Raw genomic sequence first — 20439 nt, 5'->3', positions numbered from 1 at the left:
CAGCAACATGCGCAATAACCAGCCGGTGACACACCGGGAATATCGACTTGGTGACGATGACTTCCTGATCTCGCGAACGGACCTCAAGGGGCGGATCACCTATGCCAACCCGGCTTTCATCGAGGTCAGCGGGTTTGCTCACGAAGAGTTGATCGGGGCGCCACACAACCTGGTGCGTCACCCGGACATGCCGACGGAGGCCTTTGCCAACCTGTGGCAGACCTTGCAGGCCGGCGAGACCTGGAATGGCCTGGTCAAGAATCGCCGCAAGAACGGCGATCATTATTGGGTCAATGCCAGCGTGACGCCGATCGTCGAAAACGACAACGTGGTCGGTTATGCCTCGGTACGCATCAAGGCCGAGCGCGAGGCCATCGAGCACGCCGAGCAGGCGTATGGGATGATCCGTGAAGGCCGTGGCAAGCATTTGCGACTGGATCGCGGACGTTTGCAGAGACGGGGGCTGGTCGGGATGCTGAGGCGCGTCAACTTGCGTACCATGCGTGCGCGGTTGACGGGGATGGTGGCGGTATCGATGCTGCTGTTGCTCGCCAGTGGCGGGCTCGGTCTCTATGGTTTGCAGGCCTCCGGAGAGCGTCTGCAGGAGCTCAATCGCGAGGGGCTGGAAGACGTGGCGCGCTTGCAGCGTATCGATCAGTTGATGACCCAAGGGCGTCAGCGTCTCGATCGGCCGGTCAGCAACCCCATGTCGGCGGATGCCGAGAAGGTCGGTGAGGATGTTGAGCAGATAGTGTCGTCGTTAGAAAAAACCTGGGCGCAGTTCGCTGCCGGGACCAGTAACCAGACAGATGCGGTTGAGTCCTTCAGTGAACGCCTGGATCACTATATTCAGGCGGGCCTGGTGACGGCAGTGGACAGCTTGGCCAGTGGTGATTTCTATGCCGCCTATGTCGCCCATAACGAAGTGTTGAAAGCCGAAGGCGCGGAGCTATCCGAGTCGGTCAATGCCCTGGTCGCCGACAAGCAGGCCGATGCTCAGGCCCTGGCCGAGGAAGCGAGAGTGGGGCAACAGCAGATGCTGATGGCGCAGGGAGTACTGTTGGCGCTGGGATTGACGATATTGATCCTGCTCGGCGGCTTGACCATGCGCGCACTCCTCAAGCCTCTGCGCGAGTCGCTGAGGTTCACATTGCAGATTGCTGCCGGCAATCTGGCGGCCTCTATGCCGGCTCACCGTAATGACGAGGCCGGCCGCTTGATGCGCGCACTCGATGTCATGCGCAAGAGCCTGGGCAGTATCGTCAGCAACGTCAACGGCGGAGTCGCCGTGGTCACGCCCGCAGCGCGGGACATCGCCAACGGCAACGAGGACTTGTCATCACGCACCGAGCAGCAGGCCGCGTCGCTGCAGGAAACCGCGTCGAGCATGGAACAGATGACGGCCACCGTGCAGCAGAATGCCGACAATGCGCGTCAGGCCAGTGGACTGGCGGTGGACAACGCCAATCGCGTGCGTGAAACCGGCGAGCTGATGAATCAGGTCGTGGAAACCATGGGGCGCATCACCGAGAGCTCGCGCAAGATGACCGATATCATCGATGTCATCGATTCCATTGCCTTCCAGACCAATATCCTGGCCCTGAATGCCTCGGTGGAAGCCGCCCGGGCAGGAGAGCAGGGCAGGGGGTTTGCCGTGGTCGCTGGAGAGGTTCGCAACCTGGCCGGGCGCAGTTCCGAGGCAGCCAAGGAAATCCGGGCCCTGATCGACGGCTCCGCCAAGGAAATCGGCGGTGGCGCCGAGCTGGTCAAGCGTGCCGAGACCTCCATCGAGGACGTCGTGTCCGCAACCACGCGCGTCAACGACATCATGGGCGAGATTACCGCCGCTTCCGATGAGCAGAGCGGTGGGATCACGCAGATCAACCAGGCCATTGCGCAGATGGATGAAGTCACCCAGCAGAATGCCTCGCGAGTCCAGGCTTCGGCACGTGCCGCCGCCGAGCTCGAGGCGCAGATCCATATGCTGGCCAACGCCATCGCCGCCTTCCGCTTGCAGGGCAGTGGCATGGAGGGTGTTGGGGACGGCCGCCGGGAAGCTTCTCGGCAAGCGACCCACGACAAGCAGCTCGAATCTCGCCCCCAGCGTATCGCTCAGGATGCCAAGCGTATCGAGGCCGGGGAAGTGCAGCGACACGAGCGGTCGCTGAGCACGACGGCTTCGCGCAAGACCGCGACTGCCGATGAGTGGGAGGAGTTTTGAGCCGATCATCCCCGGATGACGCCGGCCAGTCTCAGTGGCCGGCGTCCGGCATGTTCGATCGTGATCTGGTGCTGACGGATGACGACTTCACGCGTATCCGACAGTTGATCTACGAGCGTGCCGGAATCGTGCTGGCCGAGCACAAGCGTGAAATGGTCTATAGTCGGCTGGCCAAGCGCCTGCGCCATCATGGCATGACACGCTTCGGTGATTATCTGGCCCGTTTGGAACGCCAGCCAGCGGCCCGAGAGTGGGAAGCCTTCACCAATGCGCTGACCACCAATCTGACCGCCTTCTTCCGCGAGGCCCACCACTTCCCATTGTTGGCCTCGCATATCGCGGGCAAGCCGGGGCCGGTGAGAATCTGGAGTGCAGCGGCTTCGACCGGGGAAGAGCCCTACTCGATCGCCATGACGCTGCACGAAACGCTGGGGCCGCGAGCCAGCGAGTCCCGGGTCGTGGCCACCGACATCGATACCGAGGCGCTGGCACGGGCGCGTGCTGGCATCTATCCCATGGAGCAGGTACGTAAACTCGATGAATCGTGCATCAAGCGCTTTTTTCTCAAGGGCAGTGGGGAGCGTATCGGCCTTGCCAGAGTGCGGCCGGAAGTCACGTCGATGGTCGAATTCGAGCAGCTCAACCTGTTGGCGCCCAACTGGTCCATCAAGGGGCCTTTCGATGCCATCTTCTGCCGCAATGTGATGATTTATTTCGACAAGTCGACCCAAGCCAGAATTCTGCAGCGCTTCGCCCCCTTGCTCAAACCCGATGGGCTATTGTTTGCCGGCCATTCCGAGAATTTTTCCTATATCAGTGAGGCTTTCCGGTTGCGTGGTCAGACGGTTTACATGCTCAAGCCGAGTGCCTGATGGGAACGTGCCTAAAGCCTTTCACGGCGGTGCCGATAATAACCCACAAGAATTGAACGTCACGCTGTCGCCTGGCTGCGTCGACATCGGAAAGGAGGTCTGCCTTGAGTGCAGCCAAGATCAAGGTGCTGTGTGTCGATGATTCGGCGCTGATTCGTGACCTGATGAGCGAGATCATCAACGCTCAGGACGATATGGAAGTCGTCGCCGTGGCGCCTGACCCGCTGGCGGCGCGCGACTTGATCAAGCGTCACGACCCGGATGTCCTGACCCTGGATGTGGAAATGCCGCGCATGGACGGCCTCGACTTTCTCGAGCGCCTGATGCGCCTGCGTCCAATGCCGGTGCTGATGGTGTCTTCTCTCACCCAAGCCGGTTCGGAAGTCACCCTGAGAGCCCTGGAACTGGGTGCGGTGGACTTCCTGGCCAAGCCATCGCTCGGTATCCGCAGCGGCATGCTCGAGTACGGCGAATTGATCGCCGAGAAGATCCGTGCGGCGGCGCGTTCCCGTCCACGTCAGGCGCGGCGCACCGACGCTCCGGCCCCGGTGGCTCTCAAGGCGCCCCTGGTTTCCAGCGAGAAGCTGTTGATCATCGGTGCCTCGACCGGCGGCACCGAGGCGATTCGCAATGTGCTCGAACCGTTGCCGGCCAATGCACCGGCGTTGCTGATCACCCAGCACATGCCGGGTGGTTTCACACGCTCTTTCGCCGAACGCCTGAACAAGCTGTGCCGGATCACCGTCAAGGAGGCCGAGGACGGGGAGCGGGTCTTGCCGGGGCATGCCTATATCGCGCCCGGCGATGCCCACCTGAAGTTGGCACGTAGTGGGGCCAACTATGTCGCAAGGCTCGATGACGGGCCGCCGATCAACCGCCACCGACCGTCGGTCGATGTGCTTTTTCATTCCGCCGCCCAGCAGGCGGGGCGCAATGCCATTGGAGTACTGCTGACCGGCATGGGGCGCGATGGAGCGCAGGGGTTGCTGGAAATGCGCCAGGCCGGTTCGACGACCCTGGCCCAGGATGAGGCGAGCTGTGTGGTCTTTGGCATGCCCCGCGAAGCCATCGCCTTGGGTGGAGCGAGTGAAATCGTTGCCCTGGAAGAGATCGCCCCTCGGCTGATGGCGTTGGTCGCGGCTTCGGGGCGTACCCAGCGGGTGTGAAGCAGGGGGCGACCCCTGACGATAATAATGGGAACTGTAAAGGAAACGCCGGCATGATTCGTCTACTGCGCAATATCAGCATCAATGCGGCCATGATAGTCACTCTGGCCTGCTTCGCCTGCTCCATGGCGGTGATCTCGACTCTGGGGGCTGTTGCCGATCGTGCTGCCCACGATACGGTCTCGACCCTGAACCAGGTCAATGCCGAGCAGTTGAACGAGATCAACCGTGCCGATGCGTTGCTGAATGTGGCACGAGTCAGTCTCGAGATCGCCTCCAATCACATGATGCTGGGGCGTACGCTGCCCGCCGATGCGATGCTTGCCGTGGCCGGAGATCGACTGGCGCGTGCCGAACAGCGCTTCGCCAACTTCGTGGCCACACCGCAGAGCGACGAAGGCAAGGCGCTGGCCGAACGGTTGCAAGGTGATTTCGACAAGGTCTTGACCTTGGTGCGGGCACAGCATGAGGCACTGGATCTGCTCGATACCCCGACGTTCAATGGCTTGCGTAATGAGCTGGAGGAGCCGGCAGAGGCTTTGCAGGCCAGTATGACGGCCTTCGTGGGCTATGGCTTCGAGCGTAGCCAGCGGTTGATGGAAAGTTACGATGCGCAGACCAAGCGCTTTCGGTGGATCGGTCTGGGGATTCTGGTGCTGACCGCGGCGATGCTGGTGCTGTTGTATGTGGGGTTACGCAAGGTCGTCATTCGCCCGCTCAACGAGGCCGTGATCGGCCTCGAGCACATCGCCAAGGCGGATCTGACTCACAGGATTCAGGTACTGGGCCGCAACGAGATCAGCAAGCTGTTTGCCGCCATGCGTGAAATGCAACAGGGGTTGGCCAAGACGGTGGGCACGGTACGCGATAGTAGCGGCTCGATCCATGTCGGCACCCGTCAGATCGCCAGCGGCAATGCCGACCTGTCATCGCGTACCGAACAGCAGGCCGCGTCACTGCAGGAAACCGCGACCAGCATGGAACAGCTCACCGCCACCGTGAAACAGAACGCCGATAACGCGCGTCAGGCCAGCGGGCTGGCCAACGATGCCTCGAGTACCGCCACCCGCGGTGGCGAGGTGGTCAACCAGGTGATCACCACCATGCATGGCATCTCCGGCAGCTCGCAGAAGATCGCCGATATCACCGGTGTCATCGATTCGATTGCCTTCCAGACCAATATTCTGGCCTTGAATGCCTCGGTGGAAGCTGCCCGGGCCGGCGAACAGGGCCGAGGCTTTGCGGTCGTTGCCGGCGAGGTCCGTAATCTGGCCGGGAGAAGTGCCGAAGCAGCCAAGGAAATCAAAGGGTTGATCGAAAATTCAGTGGTTCAGGTGCAGGCAGGTTCGACCCTGGTCGAGCAGGCTGGTGAAACCATGCAGGAGGTCGTTGCGGCGGTCAGGCGTGTGACCGACATCATGGATGAGATTTCCGCGGCTTCCCAGGAGCAGAGCGATGGTATCGAGCAGGTCAGCCAGGCGGTCAGCCAGATGGATGACGTGACCCAGCAGAACGCGGCGCTGGTGCAGGAAGCCGCTGCCGCGGCTCTCTCGCTGGAAGAGCAGGCCAACCGGCTGGAAAGGGCCGTGTCGGTATTCCGCCTGGAAGGCGCTGCGAGCCGGAATTTGTCTGTGTCCACCGGGGAGCCGGCCTCGCCTGCTTTGCCGTCGCACACCAAGATGGCAAGGGATGCCACCAAGCCGGTGGAGGAAAAGCCTCAGCGTCCCCCAGTGCATCGCGAAGCGGTGACCGAGGACGACTGGGAAGAATTCTGATAGATGAACGTGGCCGGCATAGTCGCCGGCCTCTCCCGACTGCCATGACGTAACGAGGAAGACCAATGGCCGACAAGAACATGAGCATCCTGGTGGTGGATGACTTTCCCACCATGCGCCGCATCGTCCGCAGCCTGCTCAAGGAGCTGGGTTTCACCAATGTGGAAGAAGCGGAAGACGGTCAGGACGGCTTGTCCAAGCTCAAGACCGGCAACTTCGAGTTCGTGGTGTCCGATTGGAACATGCCCAATCTGGACGGGTTGGAGATGCTCAAGCAGATCCGTGCCGATGATGCCCTGAAAGATTTGCCGGTGTTGATGGTCACTGCCGAAGCCAAGAAGGAAAACATCATCGCCGCGGCCCAGGCCGGTGCCAATGGCTATGTCGTCAAGCCTTTCACGGCGGCGACCTTGGAAGAAAAACTCAACAAGATTTTCGAGAAGCTGGGGAAGTAAGCCCTGGGTCAGCCTATGCCAAGGAGAAGCGATCATGAGCGGTGATGCGCAGCAGTCATCAGCCCAGGGCGCAGACGATCTGGTTCAACGAATCGGTCATCTGACGCGCATGCTGCGTGAAAGCATGCGAGAACTGGGACTGGACAAGGAAATCGAAAAGGCCGCCGAGGCGATTCCCGACGCTCGGGATCGGTTGAACTATGTCGCCTCGATGACCGAGCAGGCGGCCGACCGGGCGCTCAATGCCATCGATCGAGCACAGCCCATCCAGGACGAACTGGGGGCCAGGGCTGGAGATCTCGACAAGCGCTGGCAACAGTGGTTCGAAGATCCCATCGAACTGAGCGAGGCCAAGGAACTGGTCAGCGATACCCGGGCCTATCTTGGTGAGGTGCCGAACCGCACGCAGGCGACCAATGCCGAGCTGCTCGAGATCATGATGGCCCAGGATTTCCAGGACCTGACCGGTCAGGTGATCAAGAAGATGATGGATGTGATCCGCGAGATCGAACATCAGCTCGTCCAGGTCTTGCTCGATAGCGTGCCGGAAGGCCAGGAGCGCCGGGAGATGCAGCGTCGTGCGGAAGGGCAGTGGGAAGCCGATGCCAAGAAGCGTGAGGAGTCGCTGCTCAATGGGCCTCAGATCAAACCCGAAGGAGCCGATGTGGTCAGTTCCCAGGACCAGGTCGATGACCTGCTCGATGAACTGGGGTTCTAGTTTCGTTCCACTCTTCCCCCGCTGATGACCAAGAGCGCAGTAGTCGTGAATTAACGCACGATTACTCGCGCTTTTTGGCGTATCACCGCTAGCCCTCTTTCACGACAATGGCCAGCATCCAGGACTTCCAACCTCGGGTGTGTTTCCCAGGCCATGGCCGATCAGAACAGCGACCAGGAAAAGACCGAACCAGCCACGCCACGACGCCTCGAGAAGGCGCGTGAGGAAGGCCAGGTCGCCCGGTCCCGCGAGCTGACCACGTTCATGTTGCTGCTGGGCGGGGTGGGTGGCATGTGGTCGATGGGGGCGATGCTCTACGACCAGCTGGGGCTGGTGATGGAACAAGCGTTTCTCTTCGAGCGACGCCAGGCCTTCGAAACGATGCCGATGTTGAGTCATGCCTGGGAGCTGGGCCAGCGCACGCTATTCGCCATGCTGCCGTTATTCCTGCTGTTGGCGGTGGTGGCGCTGGTCGCGCCGGCGGTGCTGGGAGGATGGCTGATTTCCGCCAAGTCCTTGCAGCCTCAACTCTCGAAGCTCAATCCTTTCAAGGGATTGAAGCGTATCTTCGGCACCCAGGCCGTGGTCGAACTGGCCAAGGCGATCGCCAAATCGGTGCTGGTAGGCGGTGTGGGGCTGACTTTCTTGCTCGCCAACCGGGGCAAGTACATGGGGTTGATGGATCAGCCCATTCAGCAGGCGCTTGCGAGCGCCTTGGAATTGGCGGCATTGGCCTGCGGCCTGATCGTCCTGAGCCTGTTGGTCGTGATCCTGATCGATGTGCCGTATCAGCTATGGAGTCATGCCAAGAAGCTGCGCATGAGCAAGGAAGAGGTCAAGCGAGAGCACAAGGAGTCGGAAGGGGATCCGCATTTGAAGGCCCGGATCCGCTCCCAGCAACAGTCCATGGCACGCAATCGCATGATGAGCAAGGTGCCCGAGGCCGATGTGATCGTTACCAATCCGACGCACTATGCCGTGGCCCTGCGCTATGACGATGGCAAGATGTCGGCACCGAGGGTGGTGGCCAAGGGAGCCGATGCGGTGGCGGCCAGGATCCGTGAACTCGGCAGCGAACACCGGGTGCCGCTGCTCGAGGCACCGCCTCTGGCGCGGGCGCTTTACCATCACGTGGATCTCGACCGCGAGATCCCGGTGGATCTTTATACGGCGGTAGCCGAGGTGCTGGCCTGGGCCTTCCGCCTCAAGCGGGTACGGGAAGAAGGCGGCGAAATGCCCGAAACTCCCAGTGACCTGCCGGTTCCCGAGACGCTGGATGACCATCGGCCCGCCGATTCATCGGTGCCGGGGGATGAGTCAACATAGGAGCCTCGATGAGAGCGCTGACCGATTACCTGGGACGTCGCGACTGGATGGGCGATGTCCGCATGAAGCTGCTGGCCGGCCCGATCCTGATCATCATGATCCTGTCGATGATGATCCTGCCGTTACCGCCCTTCGCATTGGACCTGTTCTTCACCTTCAATATCGCCCTGGCGGTGATGGTGTTGCTGGTCAGCATGTTCACCCAGAAGCCGCTTGATTTTGCCGCCTTCCCGGCGGTGCTGCTGTTCACGACCCTGTTGCGGCTGTCACTGAACGTGGCGTCGACCCGCGTGGTATTGATGGAGGGTCATCAGGGCGGCGATGCGGCGGGCAAGGTCATCGAGGCCTTCGGCCAATTCCTGGTCGGCGGTAACTTCGCCGTGGGGTTGGTGGTCTTCCTGATCCTGGTGGTCATCAACTTCATGGTCATCACCAAGGGTGCGGGGCGTATCGCCGAGGTCGGGGCGCGTTTCATGCTCGACGCCATGCCCGGCAAGCAGATGGCCATCGACGCCGACCTCAACGCTGGCCTGATCGGCGAGGACGACGCCCGCCAGCGGCGCGCCGATGTCGCCCAGGAGGCCGACTTCTACGGCTCCATGGACGGTGCCAGCAAGTTCGTGCGTGGCGATGCCATGGCGGGGCTGGTGATCATGGTGGTCAATATCATCGGTGGCCTGTTGATCGGCATGCTGCAGCATGGGATGGATTTCGGCAGTGCCGCGCGTACTTACACGCTGCTGACCATCGGCGACGGCCTGGTGGCGCAGATCCCCGCGCTGGTGATCTCCACGGCCGCCGGTGTCACGGTGTCGCGGGTCAATACCGACCAGGACGTCGGCCAGCAGATGATCAGCCAGTTATTCGTCAATCCGCAGGTGCTGATCCTGTCGGCCTGCGTGATGGGCATGCTGGGAATGGTGCCGGGCATGCCCAACCTGGTGTTCCTGATCTTCACGGCGATCCTCGGAGGCCTGGCCTGGTTCCTGATGCGTCAGCAAGAGAACAAGCTGGCCGAGGAGGTGGTCAGGGCGGAAGCGCCGCCGCCACCGGAAACACCGGAGGCAAGCTGGGACGATGTGCAACTGGTCGATACCCTGGGGCTGGAAGTCGGACATCGACTGATTCCGCTGGTCGACCATCGTCAGCAGGGCGAACTGCTGGGGCGTATCAAGAGTGTGCGCAAGAAGTTTGCCCAGGACGTCGGATTCCTGCCGCCGGTGGTGCATATCCGCGACAACCTGGAGCTAGGCGCCAACACCTATGTGATCACCCTGAAGGGCGTGGAGGTCGGGCGTGCCGAAGCCTTCCCCGGCAAGTGGCTGGCCATCGACCCGGGCCAGGTATCCGGGCATGTCGATGGCACGCCTACCCAGGATCCGGCCTTCGGCCTGCCTGCGGTATGGATCGATAGCGGGCAGCGCGAACACGCGCAGGTCTACGGTTATACGGTGGTCGACGCCGGCACCGTGGTGGCGACGCATCTCAATCATCTGTTGCACCGTCATGCCGGCGAGATGCTCGGCCGCCAGGAAGTGCAGCAGCTTCTCGACAAGCTGGGCGAGGAGAACAAGTCACTGGTCGAGGACGTGGTACCCAAGGCGATTTCGCTGACGGTACTCCAGCGTATCCTGCATAACCTGCTCGAGGAAGACGTGTCGATTCGCGACATGCGGACCATCCTCGACACCCTGGCCGAGCACGCCGGACAACAGACCGATGCCAACGAACTGACGGCGATGGTGCGTATCGCCTTGGGCAGGTCGATCACGCAGCAGTGGTTCCCGGGGCAGGACGAGCTCCATGTCATCGGCCTGGATGCCAATCTCGAGCAGGTGCTGATGCAGGCCATGAACGGTGGCGGGGCGCTGGAGCCGGGATTGGCTGACACCTTGATGCAACAGGCCGAAGCGGCTCTGCAGCGCCAGGAAGCCAGTGGCGAGCCACCGGTCCTGGTCGTGCAGCATAGTCTGCGCGCCTTGCTGGCGCGCTTCCTGCGCCGACGCTTGCGGCATCTGGTGGTGATGTCCCAGGCCGAGATTCCCGATGACCGTACTCTGAGGATCACCACCCTGGTAGGGGCACAACAATGAGTGTGAAACGTTTCGTGGGGGCCAACAGCCGCGAGGCGATGCGCCAGGTGCGCGCAGCGCTGGGCGACGACGCCTTGATTCTGTCCAATCGTCGGGTCGAGGCGGGCGTCGAAGTCCTGGCAATGGCCGATGATGAGCATGGTCGCTTGACCGAGACGAGAACCGCGCCGGCCACGACTCCTGCCCCTCGGTCTTCAGCATCGGCTGAACGCGTCGAGCGCACTCGCGAGGTTCGCTCTCAGTCACCGCAAGCTACCACGATACCCGATGTTGCCCCCGTTCAAGCGACACCGATGGATTTTGCCGCGCTCAGCGAGCGACTGCTGGGCGAGATGCAGGACATGCGGGCCCTGTTGAACCGTCAGGGAACCCCGGCGCCGGCGACTTCGGCGGCGGATGTCACTACCCGGTTGTGCCAACGCCTCGCGGCGGCAGGAGTCGGGCCGCGGCTGGCAGCCGAACTGCTGGCCACACGGCCGAGTGAGCTGGAGATGGCCGAAAGCAGCGACACTAGCCTGCAGGCCTGGCTGGTTCGACAACTGGTGGCGCGGCTCGCGGTTCCCGCGGATGAAACGGATTTGCTCGATGCCGGGGGAATCATTGCCTTGGTCGGGCCCACCGGGGTCGGCAAGACCACCACGACCGCAAAGCTGGCGGCACGCTATGTGATGCGCCATGGCAGTGACCGGGTCGCTTTGGTGACCACCGACAGCTACCGGGTGGGGGCCCATGAGCAGTTGCGCATCTATGCCCGTCTATTGGGCGTGGAGGTGCATGCCCTGGAAGCCGAGGCGCCGTTGCCGGCACTGCTCGAGCGGCTCGCCGACAAGCGTCTGGTGATCATCGATACCGTCGGCATGAGCCAACGCGACCAGCGTCTGGTCAAGCAGGTGGCCCAGCTCGGCAGTGGCGGTGGTGCGGTTCGTTTGATGCTATTGCTGAATGCGGCGAGTCATGGCGACACGCTGGAAGAGGTCATCGCCACCTATCGGCGGGCCGCCGAAGCAGCAGGTAACCGGCTCGTCGATTGCATCCTGACCAAGAGCGATGAGGCGGCAAGGCTGGGTCCCTTGCTGGATACCGTCATTCGCCACGGCTTGCGACTGCATTATGTCTCTCATGGCCAGCAGGTGCCCGAGGACCTGGCCTTGGCCGATGCCCGTCAACTGGTCGAGCAGGCCTTGATGGTCGACGGTGACTCTCCCTTTGCACCGGACGCGGGCGACCTGGTGCCCGTTGCCCGGGAGGTGCGCGGCATGCAATCGCTATCGCGGGGGCTGTTGGGACAGGGACGCTCGCTGACCGCGGCGCTGGCTTCCCTGCGACAACGGCTGCCGGGCTTCGCCTTGCTCGAAGCGGCATGGGATGCGGCTTTCCTTGCGCAGCAACATCAGCAGGACGTCATCTCCGAGATGCAGAGGCAAACCAGTCGCCTGGCCCGCGAGCGGGCGCGTACCGACGATGGGCTGGGCATGCTCTGGGGGCCGCTCAAGGTTAGTGGGTGCGACTGGGCGAGCCCGGTTCAGGCCATCGACCCACAGGGCCGACTGTTGGGATTGAGCTGGCAGCATCATGAGTTGCCGGCGGGGCAGGACCAGCGGCTGGGGTGGGCTGGCGATAACCTGGGGGCCGACCGCCACCTGTTGGCACAGTGTCCGGATACGGCTGCCCTGGAATGGCTTGGAGCCTGGCAACTGCCCTGGCTGGCGGCGACCAAGGGCAACCGTCGTGTCACGCACCTGGGAGAGCGCCGCAGCCTGTCGCAGCTAGGCGAATTGGCTAGTCGCGAGGCAGCGCTGTCCTGTCGATTGCATGGGCGCCACGCTGTAGTGCATCTGGCATGCCTGGATATCGAGCTACCCGGGCGGCGAGGCCCTGCCGCCGTATCGGTGCAACCAGCCACGGCCTGGTTCGGTCGGCTCAACGATGTCGACAGCGGACGCGAGCTGGGGCGGCGGTATTGGTTGTCGTCGTCCCTCGACCCCGCTCTGTCTCGCCGTCTCGTGAGTATCGCGCTCGCGCTTGCCGAATTGCCGGTGTTGGTACGCAATGCCTGGCGTCATCTGGGGGATGCCGGTCTTTCCCGCAGCGATCCGGCACTGCGCCTGAGCCTGGCCAGCGGCCTGGCCGCTGTCGCCTTGCGCCTGGATCAGGACGATACCGACTGGGCCATGGACGTGCGCGCTCAGTTGCTCAGTCTGTTGGTCGGTAAGGGACAACGCAAGCCGAGCCAATTGCTGGAGGCCTTGTTGCACCTCTTCGCTGCGCGGGACGTCTTTCGCCAGATGAGGCACAGTGGGCAAGAGGCACTCTGAGATGAATCGGCCGACTTCCGGGAATGACGACCAGGCGGCTGGCTTGCGCAGTTGGGCGGCACGGCAGGACATTGCCGTGGAGGAGACGCCGGACAGGCGTGTCGCTCCCCGGCTGCGGACCTTGATGGTGGTAGGGTTGCCGGACTCCTCTCGGCAGCAACGGCAACGCGTAGAGCAGGTGCTGCACGACTGGCATGCCGGTGGTCAACGTTGGATCGGCGATCCTGGGGCATGGCGAGTGGTGGCCCTGGATGCGGCCAGTCCCCATCTGACGGTACTCGCCGATCAGCAGCCACGCTGGGCCTTGTGGGTGGATAGCGATCTCGAGGGCTTTCGCCGCGCCTATCTGGCGCTCAAATCGCTGCGTTCCCGGCAAGGGCCGCGTCGTCTGCTGGCGATTCATCCGGGATTCGCTTCGCGTTCCGGCCTGCTCAACAATCTGCAACAGGCCGCCGCTGACTTTCTCGGTATCGAGTTGCTGGTGCTGGACGGCAGCACGTCTGGCCGGGTGGGACGACGCGCATGACGGTATTGCGTTGGCTGGCAGTCGCTATGATCGCGGTGAGTGCCTTGTCGATACCACCAGCCTGGGCGGCATCGGGTAGTTGGGTGGCAGAGGCGCCCGGGCTGCGTGTGGCCGTACCCGAGCGTGAAACGCGCTCGCCACCCCTGGCAGCACCCGATGTCATCCCCGGTGGCGCGCGCATCTCCACACTGCGTTGGCGGTTCGAGGCCTCGACGAGGCGACCCCTGCAAGCCTGGCTGTGTCACCCGGCTCGCTGTATACCGTTATCTTCCCCGTCCGGTCGAAGCACGGCCCTGGCCGAGTTGCCGGCAACCGCCCCTCTGCACTTCCGGTTTCGGCTTCCTCGCGGAGGGCAGGCGGTGCAGGTGGAGGGGGTGCAGGTAATCGTCGATTATTATTAGGTCCCGCTCGAAAACTGCCATCGCTCGCCGACTTTTCGTACGGCGCCTTAAGAGCCGGCATCGCGCAGCACGGTGATGCTGGCCGGCGCCAGGGACGGATGATCGCGATGACGTTGCAGCGGCTTGCCCGCGACAGCGGTAAGCAGGATCTGCAGCGGGTCGCCATGACTGACCAGGAGCACCGTCTCGCCGCTGTATTGCGCTTCCAGGGCTGAAATGACCGCCTGCATGCGCCTGGCCACGGCGACGACACTTTCCACGCCACGGCATTGATGGCCGGCATCCTCGGCATCCAGTGCCCAGACGTCGGGATAATGGGTGTCGGCCTGGGTGTCGAATTCGCCGAAGAAACGTTCGCGCAGCCGCTGTTCGACTTGCATGATCAGCCCGAAGTGGTCGGCGATGCGTGCCGCCGTCTGCGTGGTGCGCAGGAAGTCGGAGTGCAGGACGCGAGTCGGCACAGGCCACCGCCAGTCACTGGTGACGGCCGCCAGTTGGGCCTCGCCCCGCGCCGAGAGACCGAAACCTTCGACTCCTCGTGCGGGATCGCTGACGATCAGGCCGGCTTCGTTGGCCTGACTATGGCCATGGCGCATCAGAAGGTAGCGGTTACGTCGGAGCACGGGTGCCTTTACCTCGCAGGGGGTCACCTGTTCATGACGGCTGAGGCTCTGCCGTCCCATTGCCTGACTCGCTTTCGAGCACAGGCGTTGTAAAAAAATTGACATATTCTTGATGGGAAATCTAGACTAAACGGATAAGTTGTGCCTCGTTATTCTGATAACAACAACAGACCCAAGCTTTACTATAACACCAAACAATGAAATTAATATAAGTATAAGAGGATCGCGCCATGAGCCGTTTTTCATTTATCAAGGGTATCGATACGTCAGGGAAATATCGCTCTGGAATAGTGTTATCGCTGGCAGCAGTGCCCTTGACCTTGTTGTTGGCGAGTCAAGCCTTGGCCGATTGCGAGCGAGGCGATTTGGATGCACTTTATTGTGATGAAGATGGCGACATGGTGGCAGACTTACCTAAAGACGAATCTGAGTGGGTGAATCCGGATACCTTGATCTTTGCTTATACTCCGGTCGAGGACCCCGCTATCTATTCCGATATCTGGCAACCCTTCATCGATCATCTACAAGATGCTACGGGAAAGAGTGTGCGTTTCTTTGCCGTGCAGTCGAATTCTGCACAGGTTGAAGCGATGCGAAGTGGACGGCTCCATATTGCCGGCTTTTCCACTGGACCGACCCCTTTCGCCGTCAATCTGGCCGGTGCGGTTCCGTTTGCCTTGATGGGATCGGATGATGGCCGGTTTGGTTATACCCTTCAACTCTATACCCATGTGGATTCGGGTATCGACAGCATGGAGGATCTGCGGGGTCGCCGAGTCGCGCATACCTCACCGACTTCCAACTCGGGGAACCAGGCTCCCAGAGCACTTTTCCCTGAGTTGGGCATCACTCCCGGCGACGACTATGAAGTCGTTTACTCGGGTAGCCATGATCAATCCATGCTGGGTGTCGTGGCCCAGGACTATGATGCGGCACCCGTGGCATCGGAAGTCGTTGAGCGCATGGCAGCACGCGGCTTGTATGAGGAGGAGGATGTCAAGATAATCTTTGAGTCTGCCCCTTTTCCGACAACCTCCTATACTTATGCGCATAATCTTCATCCCGATCTTGTCGAGAAGATAAAAGAGGCTTTCTTTTCCTTCGACTTTGAAGGGACGGCGCTGGGAGATGAGTTCGAAGGCGTCGATAAATTTATCCCGATCCGTTACGAGTCTGATTGGGCGGTAATTCGCACTATCCAGAAGGCAAACAATGTGCGTTATACTCGTGACGATCTTGAGTGATGCCGGATGGCTGTGGAACGGGCCGCACTGTCGTTGGTGCGGCCTGTTTCTTGTTGTTTGAATCAATGTAGCTCCTGGAAAGGTCATATGCTCAAGATCTCTAATCTTGTCAAGCGCTACGGCAGTGATGAGCCGGTTCTCAAAGGCCTGGATTTGACGGTCGAGGGAAGCTGCGTCGTTTCCATCGTGGGGGCATCCGGTGCAGGAAAAAGTACCATGCTCCGATGTATCAACCGACTGGTGGAGCCGACATCGGGATCCATCACGCTCAATGATCTGGAACTGGTAAGTCTTGGAAAAGGTGAATTGAGACGAGCCAGAAGAAAGATCGGTATGGTGTTCCAGGGATTCAACTTGATTGACCGGCTAACGGTCATGGAGAATGTGCTGTCCGGAAGACTGGGGTACGTGAACTTCTTTCAGGCAGTGAGCCGGCGTTTTCCTCAACAGGATATCGACCGGGCCTTCACCTTGATGCAGCGAGTTGGCATCGTGCAATACGCCAACAAGCGCGCTGATGAACTTTCGGGGGGAGAGCGTCAGCGTGTCGGTGTGGTTCGAGCTTTGATGCAGGAACCGGAAATTCTACTGGCCGATGAGCCTACGGCCTCGTTGGACCCCAAGACATCAGAACAAATCATGGTATTGCTGCAGAGTCTCTCGGACGAAATGTCGCTGCCCGTTTTGATCAATATCCATAACGTCTCGCAAGCGAAGACCTATACCGAGCGTATCGTGGGGCTTCGTCATGGCCGGATGATATTCGATGGCGCTCCCGCTGATTTCAACAAGGAGGCCTTGGATGCCATTTATGGAGGCATAGAAGCGGCGGAGGAGATGTTGGAGAAGAATACCTGGGAGAAAGTGTCGTGACACAAGGTGATCTTTCTTCCCGTGGCAACGTCGGATATGGCAGGAAATGGAAGAAACCACCTTTTATTGTGAATCCTGTTATCCGATATGGTCTGCTGGCGGCTGCCGTCGTCTATTTTTATTGGGCTTTTAGCACGCTTCCGTTTGATTGGGAGCGGATTTCCGAGGGACTGCCACGAGCGGCCAGGATTTTCGGCGGCGGATTTCCTCCAAGCTTTGAACGTGCAGGACTATTGCTGACCGGGTTCAAGGAAAGTTTTCAGATAGCGATCTTGGCAACGCTGTTGGGTGTCATGCTGTCCATCCCCTTTGCGATTATGGCTGCCCGCAATATCGCGCCAAAGCCGATCTACTTCCTTGGCCGAGCCGTTATCATCGTTTCACGCAGTTTTCATCCCGTTATCGTGGCCATTCTTTTCGTCAAGGCCGTGGGATTCGGTCCCTTGGCTGGTATCTTGACACTAACTATCTATTCGATAGGGTTTGTTGGAAAGTTGCTTGCTGAAGAGATCGAGGAAATCGACTGGGGGCAGGTGGAGGCGGTGCGCGCGACGGGGGCCGGGTATTTTGCAACGCTTGTCTATTCCGTGTTCCCGCAGATATTGCCTCGGCAAGTCGGGTTGTCCATGTACCAGTTGGATAGTAACTTGCGTGCTTCAGCAGTCGTCGGGATCGTGGGGGCCGGCGGGATCGGCGCTACCTTGATGAATGCATTCGGACGATATGATTACGATTTTGCCTTTGCGATATTGCTGGTAATTATCGGTGTGATCCTGGTGAGTGAGGGTGTTAGTGGCTGGGTGAGGAAGAAAATATGGTAGAGCGTGATGATTTGGCCACTAGAGTCTGGGTTCGCTATGATCGGAAAGAGAAGTTGGTCCGTCTTCTCATTTATTTAACTATTGTCGCTGTTATCGTATGGGCTGTTCGAGATGTCGATATATTCTGGCCCTGGGTCTGGGATGCTCCTGTACAGATCCATAGCCTGGGTCGTCGCATGTGGCCACCCGACATTCGGGATCTTGGGCTTATTGTCAATGCCATGATCGAGACCGTGCATATTGCGACGCTAGCGACGTTCCTGACGGTGTTCCTGGCTCTTCCGGTATCTTATATTGCTGCGCAGAACACGACGCCTAACCGGTTTTGCCTGTGGCTGGGGAGATTCATCCTGGTCTCCAGCCGGTCGGTCAATACCATTATTTGGGCACTGCTATTTGTGGCTATCTTCGGGCCAGGCGTGCTGGCGGGCATTCTCGCTATCATGTTTCGCTCCATTGGCTTCATAGGAAAACTGATGGGCGAGGCCATCGAAGAGATCGACCGGCGCCCGGTCGAGGCCATACAAGCGACCGGGGCATCGAGGATGAAAGTGGTTTTCTATGCGATCGTCCCACAAGTCATTCCTGCCTTTTTCGCTATCATCATCTTGAGGTGGGACATCAATATACGAGAATCGACCGTCTTGGGTCTGGTGGGGGCCGGTGGTATCGGGGTGATATTGCAGGGTTCGATCGATACTTTTGCCTGGCAGGCCGTTGCCACGATCCTGATCGCGATCATCATCCTCGTGCTGGTCGGGGAAGCCGTTACCAGTTGGTTGCGTCGCAAGGTGATCTGACGGATGGCCCCATGCTGTGCGAGCCAGAAGCCGTTCCTGAGTGGAGACGCTGGCGCCAACGGCGGCCCTTGAGAGGGCAAAACTCGGAAAAGCCTTGCATTGGACGGGGTATTCGATGCTTGGCGGGAGTCTGCGGGGGGCAATAATGGAATGCGTGACGGGTCGGTGTATCGACCCGTGGTATCGGTTTTCCATGGATTCAAGGCTTTCCGTTAGGGCTGCCCGAGGCGAGAAAGATGTACACGGCACAGGGCAAGATCGACCAAGGGGCATTGCTCGAGCAGTACCTCCCCATAGTGCGGCGACAGGCTTTGGCGCTGCAGGTGAAACTGCCGGCGAGTGTAGAGCTCGATGACCTGATCCAGGCGGGCATGGTCGGTCTGCTGGATTGCCTGGCGCGTTATGACGCCAAGCATGGGGCAAGCTTCACCACTTATGCCAGCCAGCGCATTCGCGGGGCCATGATCGACGAACTGCGCAGCCGCGACTGGGTGCCGCGTAGTGTGCGGCGCAATGCCAGGGCTCTGGATGAAGCCATCCGGCGACTCGAGCAGAAGCTTGGCCGAGCCGCCGATGAGCGTGAAATCGCCGCTGAGCTGGGTATCGGCCTCGACGAATATCACCAGTTGCTGGGAGATGCCAATGGCGGGCAGTTGCTGCCCTTCGAGGAACTCGTCGCCGAAGGCAGCGAGCCAGGTGCGGGGGAGGGGGCACCGCCATCTCCTTTCGCGGCGCTGCTCGACGGTGAGCGGCGGGAACTCCTGGTGGCGGCCATCGAGCAACTTCCCGAACGCGAAAAGCTGCTGCTGGGGCTCTATTATCAGGAAGAGCTCAACCTCAAGGAGATCGGCGCCGTGCTCGGCGTCAGCGAGTCCCGCGTGTGTCAACTCCATAGCCAGGCGGTATCACGCCTGCGAGCCAAACTGGTCAAATGACTGGGACACAACGGTACTTCTAGATGGCTTGCATGATGGCTTGGGTTTCCTCCACGGCTCTCAGATAACAGCCACGTAGCTCCTGGCTGGGTTGCGCCGCCTCCTCGGCCTCGAGTTGTTGATAATCCCGAGCCAGCGTCAGAATGGCGCCCAGGGTGCCGTTGCCAGTGAGCAGGGCGCGGGCAATGCCTGAATCCAGTGGTATCTCTTCGAGCAGGTCACGCATCTCGACGCCCAGCATGGCATCCATCAGCGAGAATAGGCCGGTGGTAAAGGCGTCTTCGGCGTCGATATCGCGGAAGGGGGCGGCCAGATGCTTGCACATGAAGGCACGGGTCAGGGCATGCTGCATGGTCAAGCGACAGATGGGACCATTCTGCGACAGCATGACGGTGGCCACCAGGGTGCGCAATTCGTTCAAGCCCAGAAGCTGGAGGCAGCGCTTCAAGTTGGTGGTTTCGCTGTGGCCGAAATAGCTCGAGTTGGCACGCTTGATCACCGTTAGATAGAGATGGGGGTCGAGGGCAATCATGTCGGCGACATGCTCGAGGTTGACCAGCTCGCGATAAAGCTCGCGGATCAGCTTGATTTGAATGCTGCTGTTGTTGCGGCGCTGGGTGCGCCGTGACGCAACATTGTGGGGATGCGCAAAGAAGAAGCCCTGGAACAGTGAGAAGCCCTCGGCCTTGGTGCGCTCGAATTCCTCCAGGTTCTCCACCTTCTCCGCCAGCAGAGTGCAGCCATGGTCGCGATAGAGCGTCAGGTGATGAGGCTCATAACCCGCGACGACGTCCACCTTGACGATGTCGGCCAGCGACAGCAACGCAGCATTTCCCTTGTTGACCACGTAGTCGTCCAGGGCGATCCGGAAGCCGCGAGACTTGATGAACCGCAAGGCGGCGATGATCGGCTCGCTGGCTTCGACACTCTCGAGTATTTCGATGACCACCTTGTCGGCCGGCAGGGGAAGTAGCTCGGGGCGTTCCAGCCATTCCCGCGAAACATTCATGAACAACAGGCGATCGCCGACCAGCCTGTCGAGGCCGATTTCGTAAATGGCCATGCTGCTCGCGCGGGCAGTCGCCACCAAGGGATCGCTGATACTGGCGCTGTCCGCGCCGGCATGGCTGCGGTACAGAAGCTCGTCGCCGACGTGACGGTACTCGGCATCGCAGATGGGCTGCAGGGCGATGCAATAGTCGGTGCTGGGTGCGTCTTGCTGATAAGGCGCCGTTGGACCCTGTGGTGTGATCACGGTGGTTCCCTGCTGTCGTT

The 20439-nt window shown here is 60.6% G+C and carries 18 protein-coding genes; 16 read left to right on the top strand and 2 right to left on the bottom strand.

What is annotated here, in order from left to right; all coding sequences use genetic code 11:
• The first annotated feature begins 7 nt into the window (after positions 1 to 7).
• The 11 genes from ACFOEV_RS17735 to ACFOEV_RS17685 all read left to right on the top strand — a co-directional run bounded on the left by ACFOEV_RS17735 (position 8) and on the right by ACFOEV_RS17685 (position 13868).
• Entirely contained in the window at positions 8 to 2221 is a 2214-nt protein-coding gene (locus ACFOEV_RS17735; RefSeq protein WP_386776210.1) for a methyl-accepting chemotaxis protein, read from the top strand.
• A gap of 50 nt (positions 2222 to 2271) precedes the next feature.
• On the top strand, positions 2272 to 3093 hold the full coding sequence (locus ACFOEV_RS17730; protein ID WP_386776331.1) for a CheR family methyltransferase: 822 nt from the start codon (positions 2272 to 2274) through the stop codon (positions 3091 to 3093).
• A gap of 104 nt (positions 3094 to 3197) precedes the next feature.
• Complete coding sequence (locus ACFOEV_RS17725; RefSeq protein ID WP_386776209.1) at positions 3198 to 4259, top strand: protein-glutamate methylesterase/protein-glutamine glutaminase; 1062 nt, start codon at positions 3198 to 3200, stop codon at positions 4257 to 4259.
• Between the two features lie 53 nt (positions 4260 to 4312).
• Complete coding sequence (locus tag ACFOEV_RS17720) at positions 4313 to 6034, top strand: methyl-accepting chemotaxis protein (protein WP_386776208.1); 1722 nt, start codon at positions 4313 to 4315, stop codon at positions 6032 to 6034.
• A 65-nt stretch (positions 6035 to 6099) separates the two neighbouring features.
• Positions 6100 to 6489, top strand: a complete 390-nt coding sequence (cheY, locus tag ACFOEV_RS17715; RefSeq protein ID WP_386776207.1) for a chemotaxis response regulator CheY — start codon at positions 6100 to 6102, stop codon at positions 6487 to 6489.
• Between the two features lie 34 nt (positions 6490 to 6523).
• Entirely contained in the window at positions 6524 to 7207 is a 684-nt protein-coding gene (gene cheZ / locus ACFOEV_RS17710) for a protein phosphatase CheZ (RefSeq protein ID WP_386776206.1), read from the top strand.
• 153 nt (positions 7208 to 7360) lie between these two features.
• On the top strand, positions 7361 to 8533 hold the full coding sequence (flhB, locus tag ACFOEV_RS17705; RefSeq protein WP_386776205.1) for a flagellar biosynthesis protein FlhB: 1173 nt from the start codon (positions 7361 to 7363) through the stop codon (positions 8531 to 8533).
• Between the two features lie 8 nt (positions 8534 to 8541).
• Complete coding sequence (gene flhA / locus ACFOEV_RS17700; protein WP_386776204.1) at positions 8542 to 10626, top strand: flagellar biosynthesis protein FlhA; 2085 nt, start codon at positions 8542 to 8544, stop codon at positions 10624 to 10626.
• A complete protein-coding gene (gene flhF / locus ACFOEV_RS17695; protein ID WP_386776203.1) occupies positions 10623 to 12941 on the top strand; it encodes a flagellar biosynthesis protein FlhF in 2319 nt (772 codons plus the stop codon). The genes flhA and flhF overlap by 4 nt, the downstream gene beginning before the upstream one ends.
• A 1-nt stretch (position 12942) precedes the next feature.
• Positions 12943 to 13467, top strand: a complete 525-nt coding sequence (locus ACFOEV_RS17690) for a hypothetical protein (RefSeq protein ID WP_386776202.1) — start codon at positions 12943 to 12945, stop codon at positions 13465 to 13467.
• Positions 13464 to 13868: a flagellar protein FlhE gene (locus tag ACFOEV_RS17685; RefSeq protein WP_386776201.1), complete on the top strand. Its 405-nt coding sequence runs from the start codon at positions 13464 to 13466 to the stop codon at positions 13866 to 13868. The genes ACFOEV_RS17690 and ACFOEV_RS17685 overlap by 4 nt, the downstream gene beginning before the upstream one ends.
• 47 nt (positions 13869 to 13915) lie before the next feature.
• Here ACFOEV_RS17685 and ACFOEV_RS17680 read toward each other — a convergent pair whose 3' ends face one another.
• A complete protein-coding gene (locus tag ACFOEV_RS17680) occupies positions 13916 to 14464 on the bottom strand; it encodes a histidine phosphatase family protein (protein ID WP_386776330.1) in 549 nt (182 codons plus the stop codon).
• Between the two features lie 257 nt (positions 14465 to 14721).
• Between ACFOEV_RS17680 and phnD the strand changes: the two genes are divergently transcribed.
• The 5 genes from phnD to ACFOEV_RS17655 all read left to right on the top strand — a co-directional run bounded on the left by phnD (position 14722) and on the right by ACFOEV_RS17655 (position 19164).
• Positions 14722 to 15735 carry a phosphate/phosphite/phosphonate ABC transporter substrate-binding protein gene (phnD, locus tag ACFOEV_RS17675; protein WP_386776200.1) on the top strand — a complete coding sequence of 338 codons (1014 nt, stop codon included), beginning with the start codon at positions 14722 to 14724 and terminating at the stop codon, positions 15733 to 15735.
• 87 nt (positions 15736 to 15822) lie between these two features.
• Entirely contained in the window at positions 15823 to 16608 is a 786-nt protein-coding gene (gene phnC, locus ACFOEV_RS17670; RefSeq protein WP_386776199.1) for a phosphonate ABC transporter ATP-binding protein, read from the top strand.
• Positions 16605 to 17429, top strand: a complete 825-nt coding sequence (phnE, locus tag ACFOEV_RS17665; protein WP_386776198.1) for a phosphonate ABC transporter, permease protein PhnE — start codon at positions 16605 to 16607, stop codon at positions 17427 to 17429. Before phnC ends, phnE (ACFOEV_RS17665) begins: the two co-directional genes overlap by 4 nt.
• Positions 17423 to 18229 (top strand): phosphonate ABC transporter, permease protein PhnE, encoded by an 807-nt coding sequence (phnE, locus tag ACFOEV_RS17660; protein WP_386776197.1) that lies wholly within the window; start codon positions 17423 to 17425, stop codon positions 18227 to 18229. The genes phnE (ACFOEV_RS17665) and phnE (ACFOEV_RS17660) overlap by 7 nt, the downstream gene beginning before the upstream one ends.
• 236 nt (positions 18230 to 18465) lie before the next feature.
• A complete protein-coding gene (locus tag ACFOEV_RS17655) occupies positions 18466 to 19164 on the top strand; it encodes an RNA polymerase sigma factor FliA (RefSeq protein WP_386776196.1) in 699 nt (232 codons plus the stop codon).
• Between the two features lie 19 nt (positions 19165 to 19183).
• Here the strand turns inward: ACFOEV_RS17655 and ACFOEV_RS17650 are convergent, their stop codons facing one another.
• Positions 19184 to 20419, bottom strand: a complete 1236-nt coding sequence (locus tag ACFOEV_RS17650; RefSeq protein WP_386776195.1) for an EAL and HDOD domain-containing protein — start codon at positions 20417 to 20419, stop codon at positions 19184 to 19186.
• Between the last annotated feature and the right edge of the window lie 20 nt (positions 20420 to 20439).

It is taken from the genome of Litchfieldella rifensis (assembly GCF_042646605.1).
GTDB lineage: Bacteria > Pseudomonadota > Gammaproteobacteria > Pseudomonadales > Halomonadaceae > Litchfieldella > Litchfieldella rifensis.
Note: the sequence above shows the minus strand (reverse complement) of the source record. Positions and strands in the feature narration are given on the sequence as shown.

What these genes read in the sequence shown, in the direction of transcription:
- cheZ (WP_386776206.1), top strand. Translation starts at nt 6,524, where the DNA reads ATGAGCGGTGATGCGCAGCAGTCATCAGCCCAGGGCGCAGACGATCTG.
- phnE (WP_386776197.1), top strand. Translation starts at nt 17,423, where the DNA reads ATGGTAGAGCGTGATGATTTGGCCACTAGAGTCTGGGTTCGCTATGAT.
- flhA (WP_386776204.1), top strand. Translation starts at nt 8,542, where the DNA reads ATGAGAGCGCTGACCGATTACCTGGGACGTCGCGACTGGATGGGCGAT.
- flhF (WP_386776203.1), top strand. Translation starts at nt 10,623, where the DNA reads ATGAGTGTGAAACGTTTCGTGGGGGCCAACAGCCGCGAGGCGATGCGC.
- cheY (WP_386776207.1), top strand. Translation starts at nt 6,100, where the DNA reads ATGGCCGACAAGAACATGAGCATCCTGGTGGTGGATGACTTTCCCACC.
- ACFOEV_RS17720 (WP_386776208.1), top strand. Translation starts at nt 4,313, where the DNA reads ATGATTCGTCTACTGCGCAATATCAGCATCAATGCGGCCATGATAGTC.
- phnD (WP_386776200.1), top strand. Translation starts at nt 14,722, where the DNA reads ATGAGCCGTTTTTCATTTATCAAGGGTATCGATACGTCAGGGAAATAT.
- flhB (WP_386776205.1), top strand. Translation starts at nt 7,361, where the DNA reads ATGGCCGATCAGAACAGCGACCAGGAAAAGACCGAACCAGCCACGCCA.
- ACFOEV_RS17690 (WP_386776202.1), top strand. Translation starts at nt 12,943, where the DNA reads ATGAATCGGCCGACTTCCGGGAATGACGACCAGGCGGCTGGCTTGCGC.
- ACFOEV_RS17655 (WP_386776196.1), top strand. Translation starts at nt 18,466, where the DNA reads ATGTACACGGCACAGGGCAAGATCGACCAAGGGGCATTGCTCGAGCAG.
- ACFOEV_RS17680 (WP_386776330.1), bottom strand. Translation starts at nt 14,464, where the DNA reads ATGCGCCATGGCCATAGTCAGGCCAACGAAGCCGGCCTGATCGTCAGC.
- phnC (WP_386776199.1), top strand. Translation starts at nt 15,823, where the DNA reads ATGCTCAAGATCTCTAATCTTGTCAAGCGCTACGGCAGTGATGAGCCG.
- ACFOEV_RS17730 (WP_386776331.1), top strand. Translation starts at nt 2,272, where the DNA reads ATGTTCGATCGTGATCTGGTGCTGACGGATGACGACTTCACGCGTATC.
- ACFOEV_RS17735 (WP_386776210.1), top strand. Translation starts at nt 8, where the DNA reads ATGCGCAATAACCAGCCGGTGACACACCGGGAATATCGACTTGGTGAC.
- ACFOEV_RS17685 (WP_386776201.1), top strand. Translation starts at nt 13,464, where the DNA reads ATGACGGTATTGCGTTGGCTGGCAGTCGCTATGATCGCGGTGAGTGCC.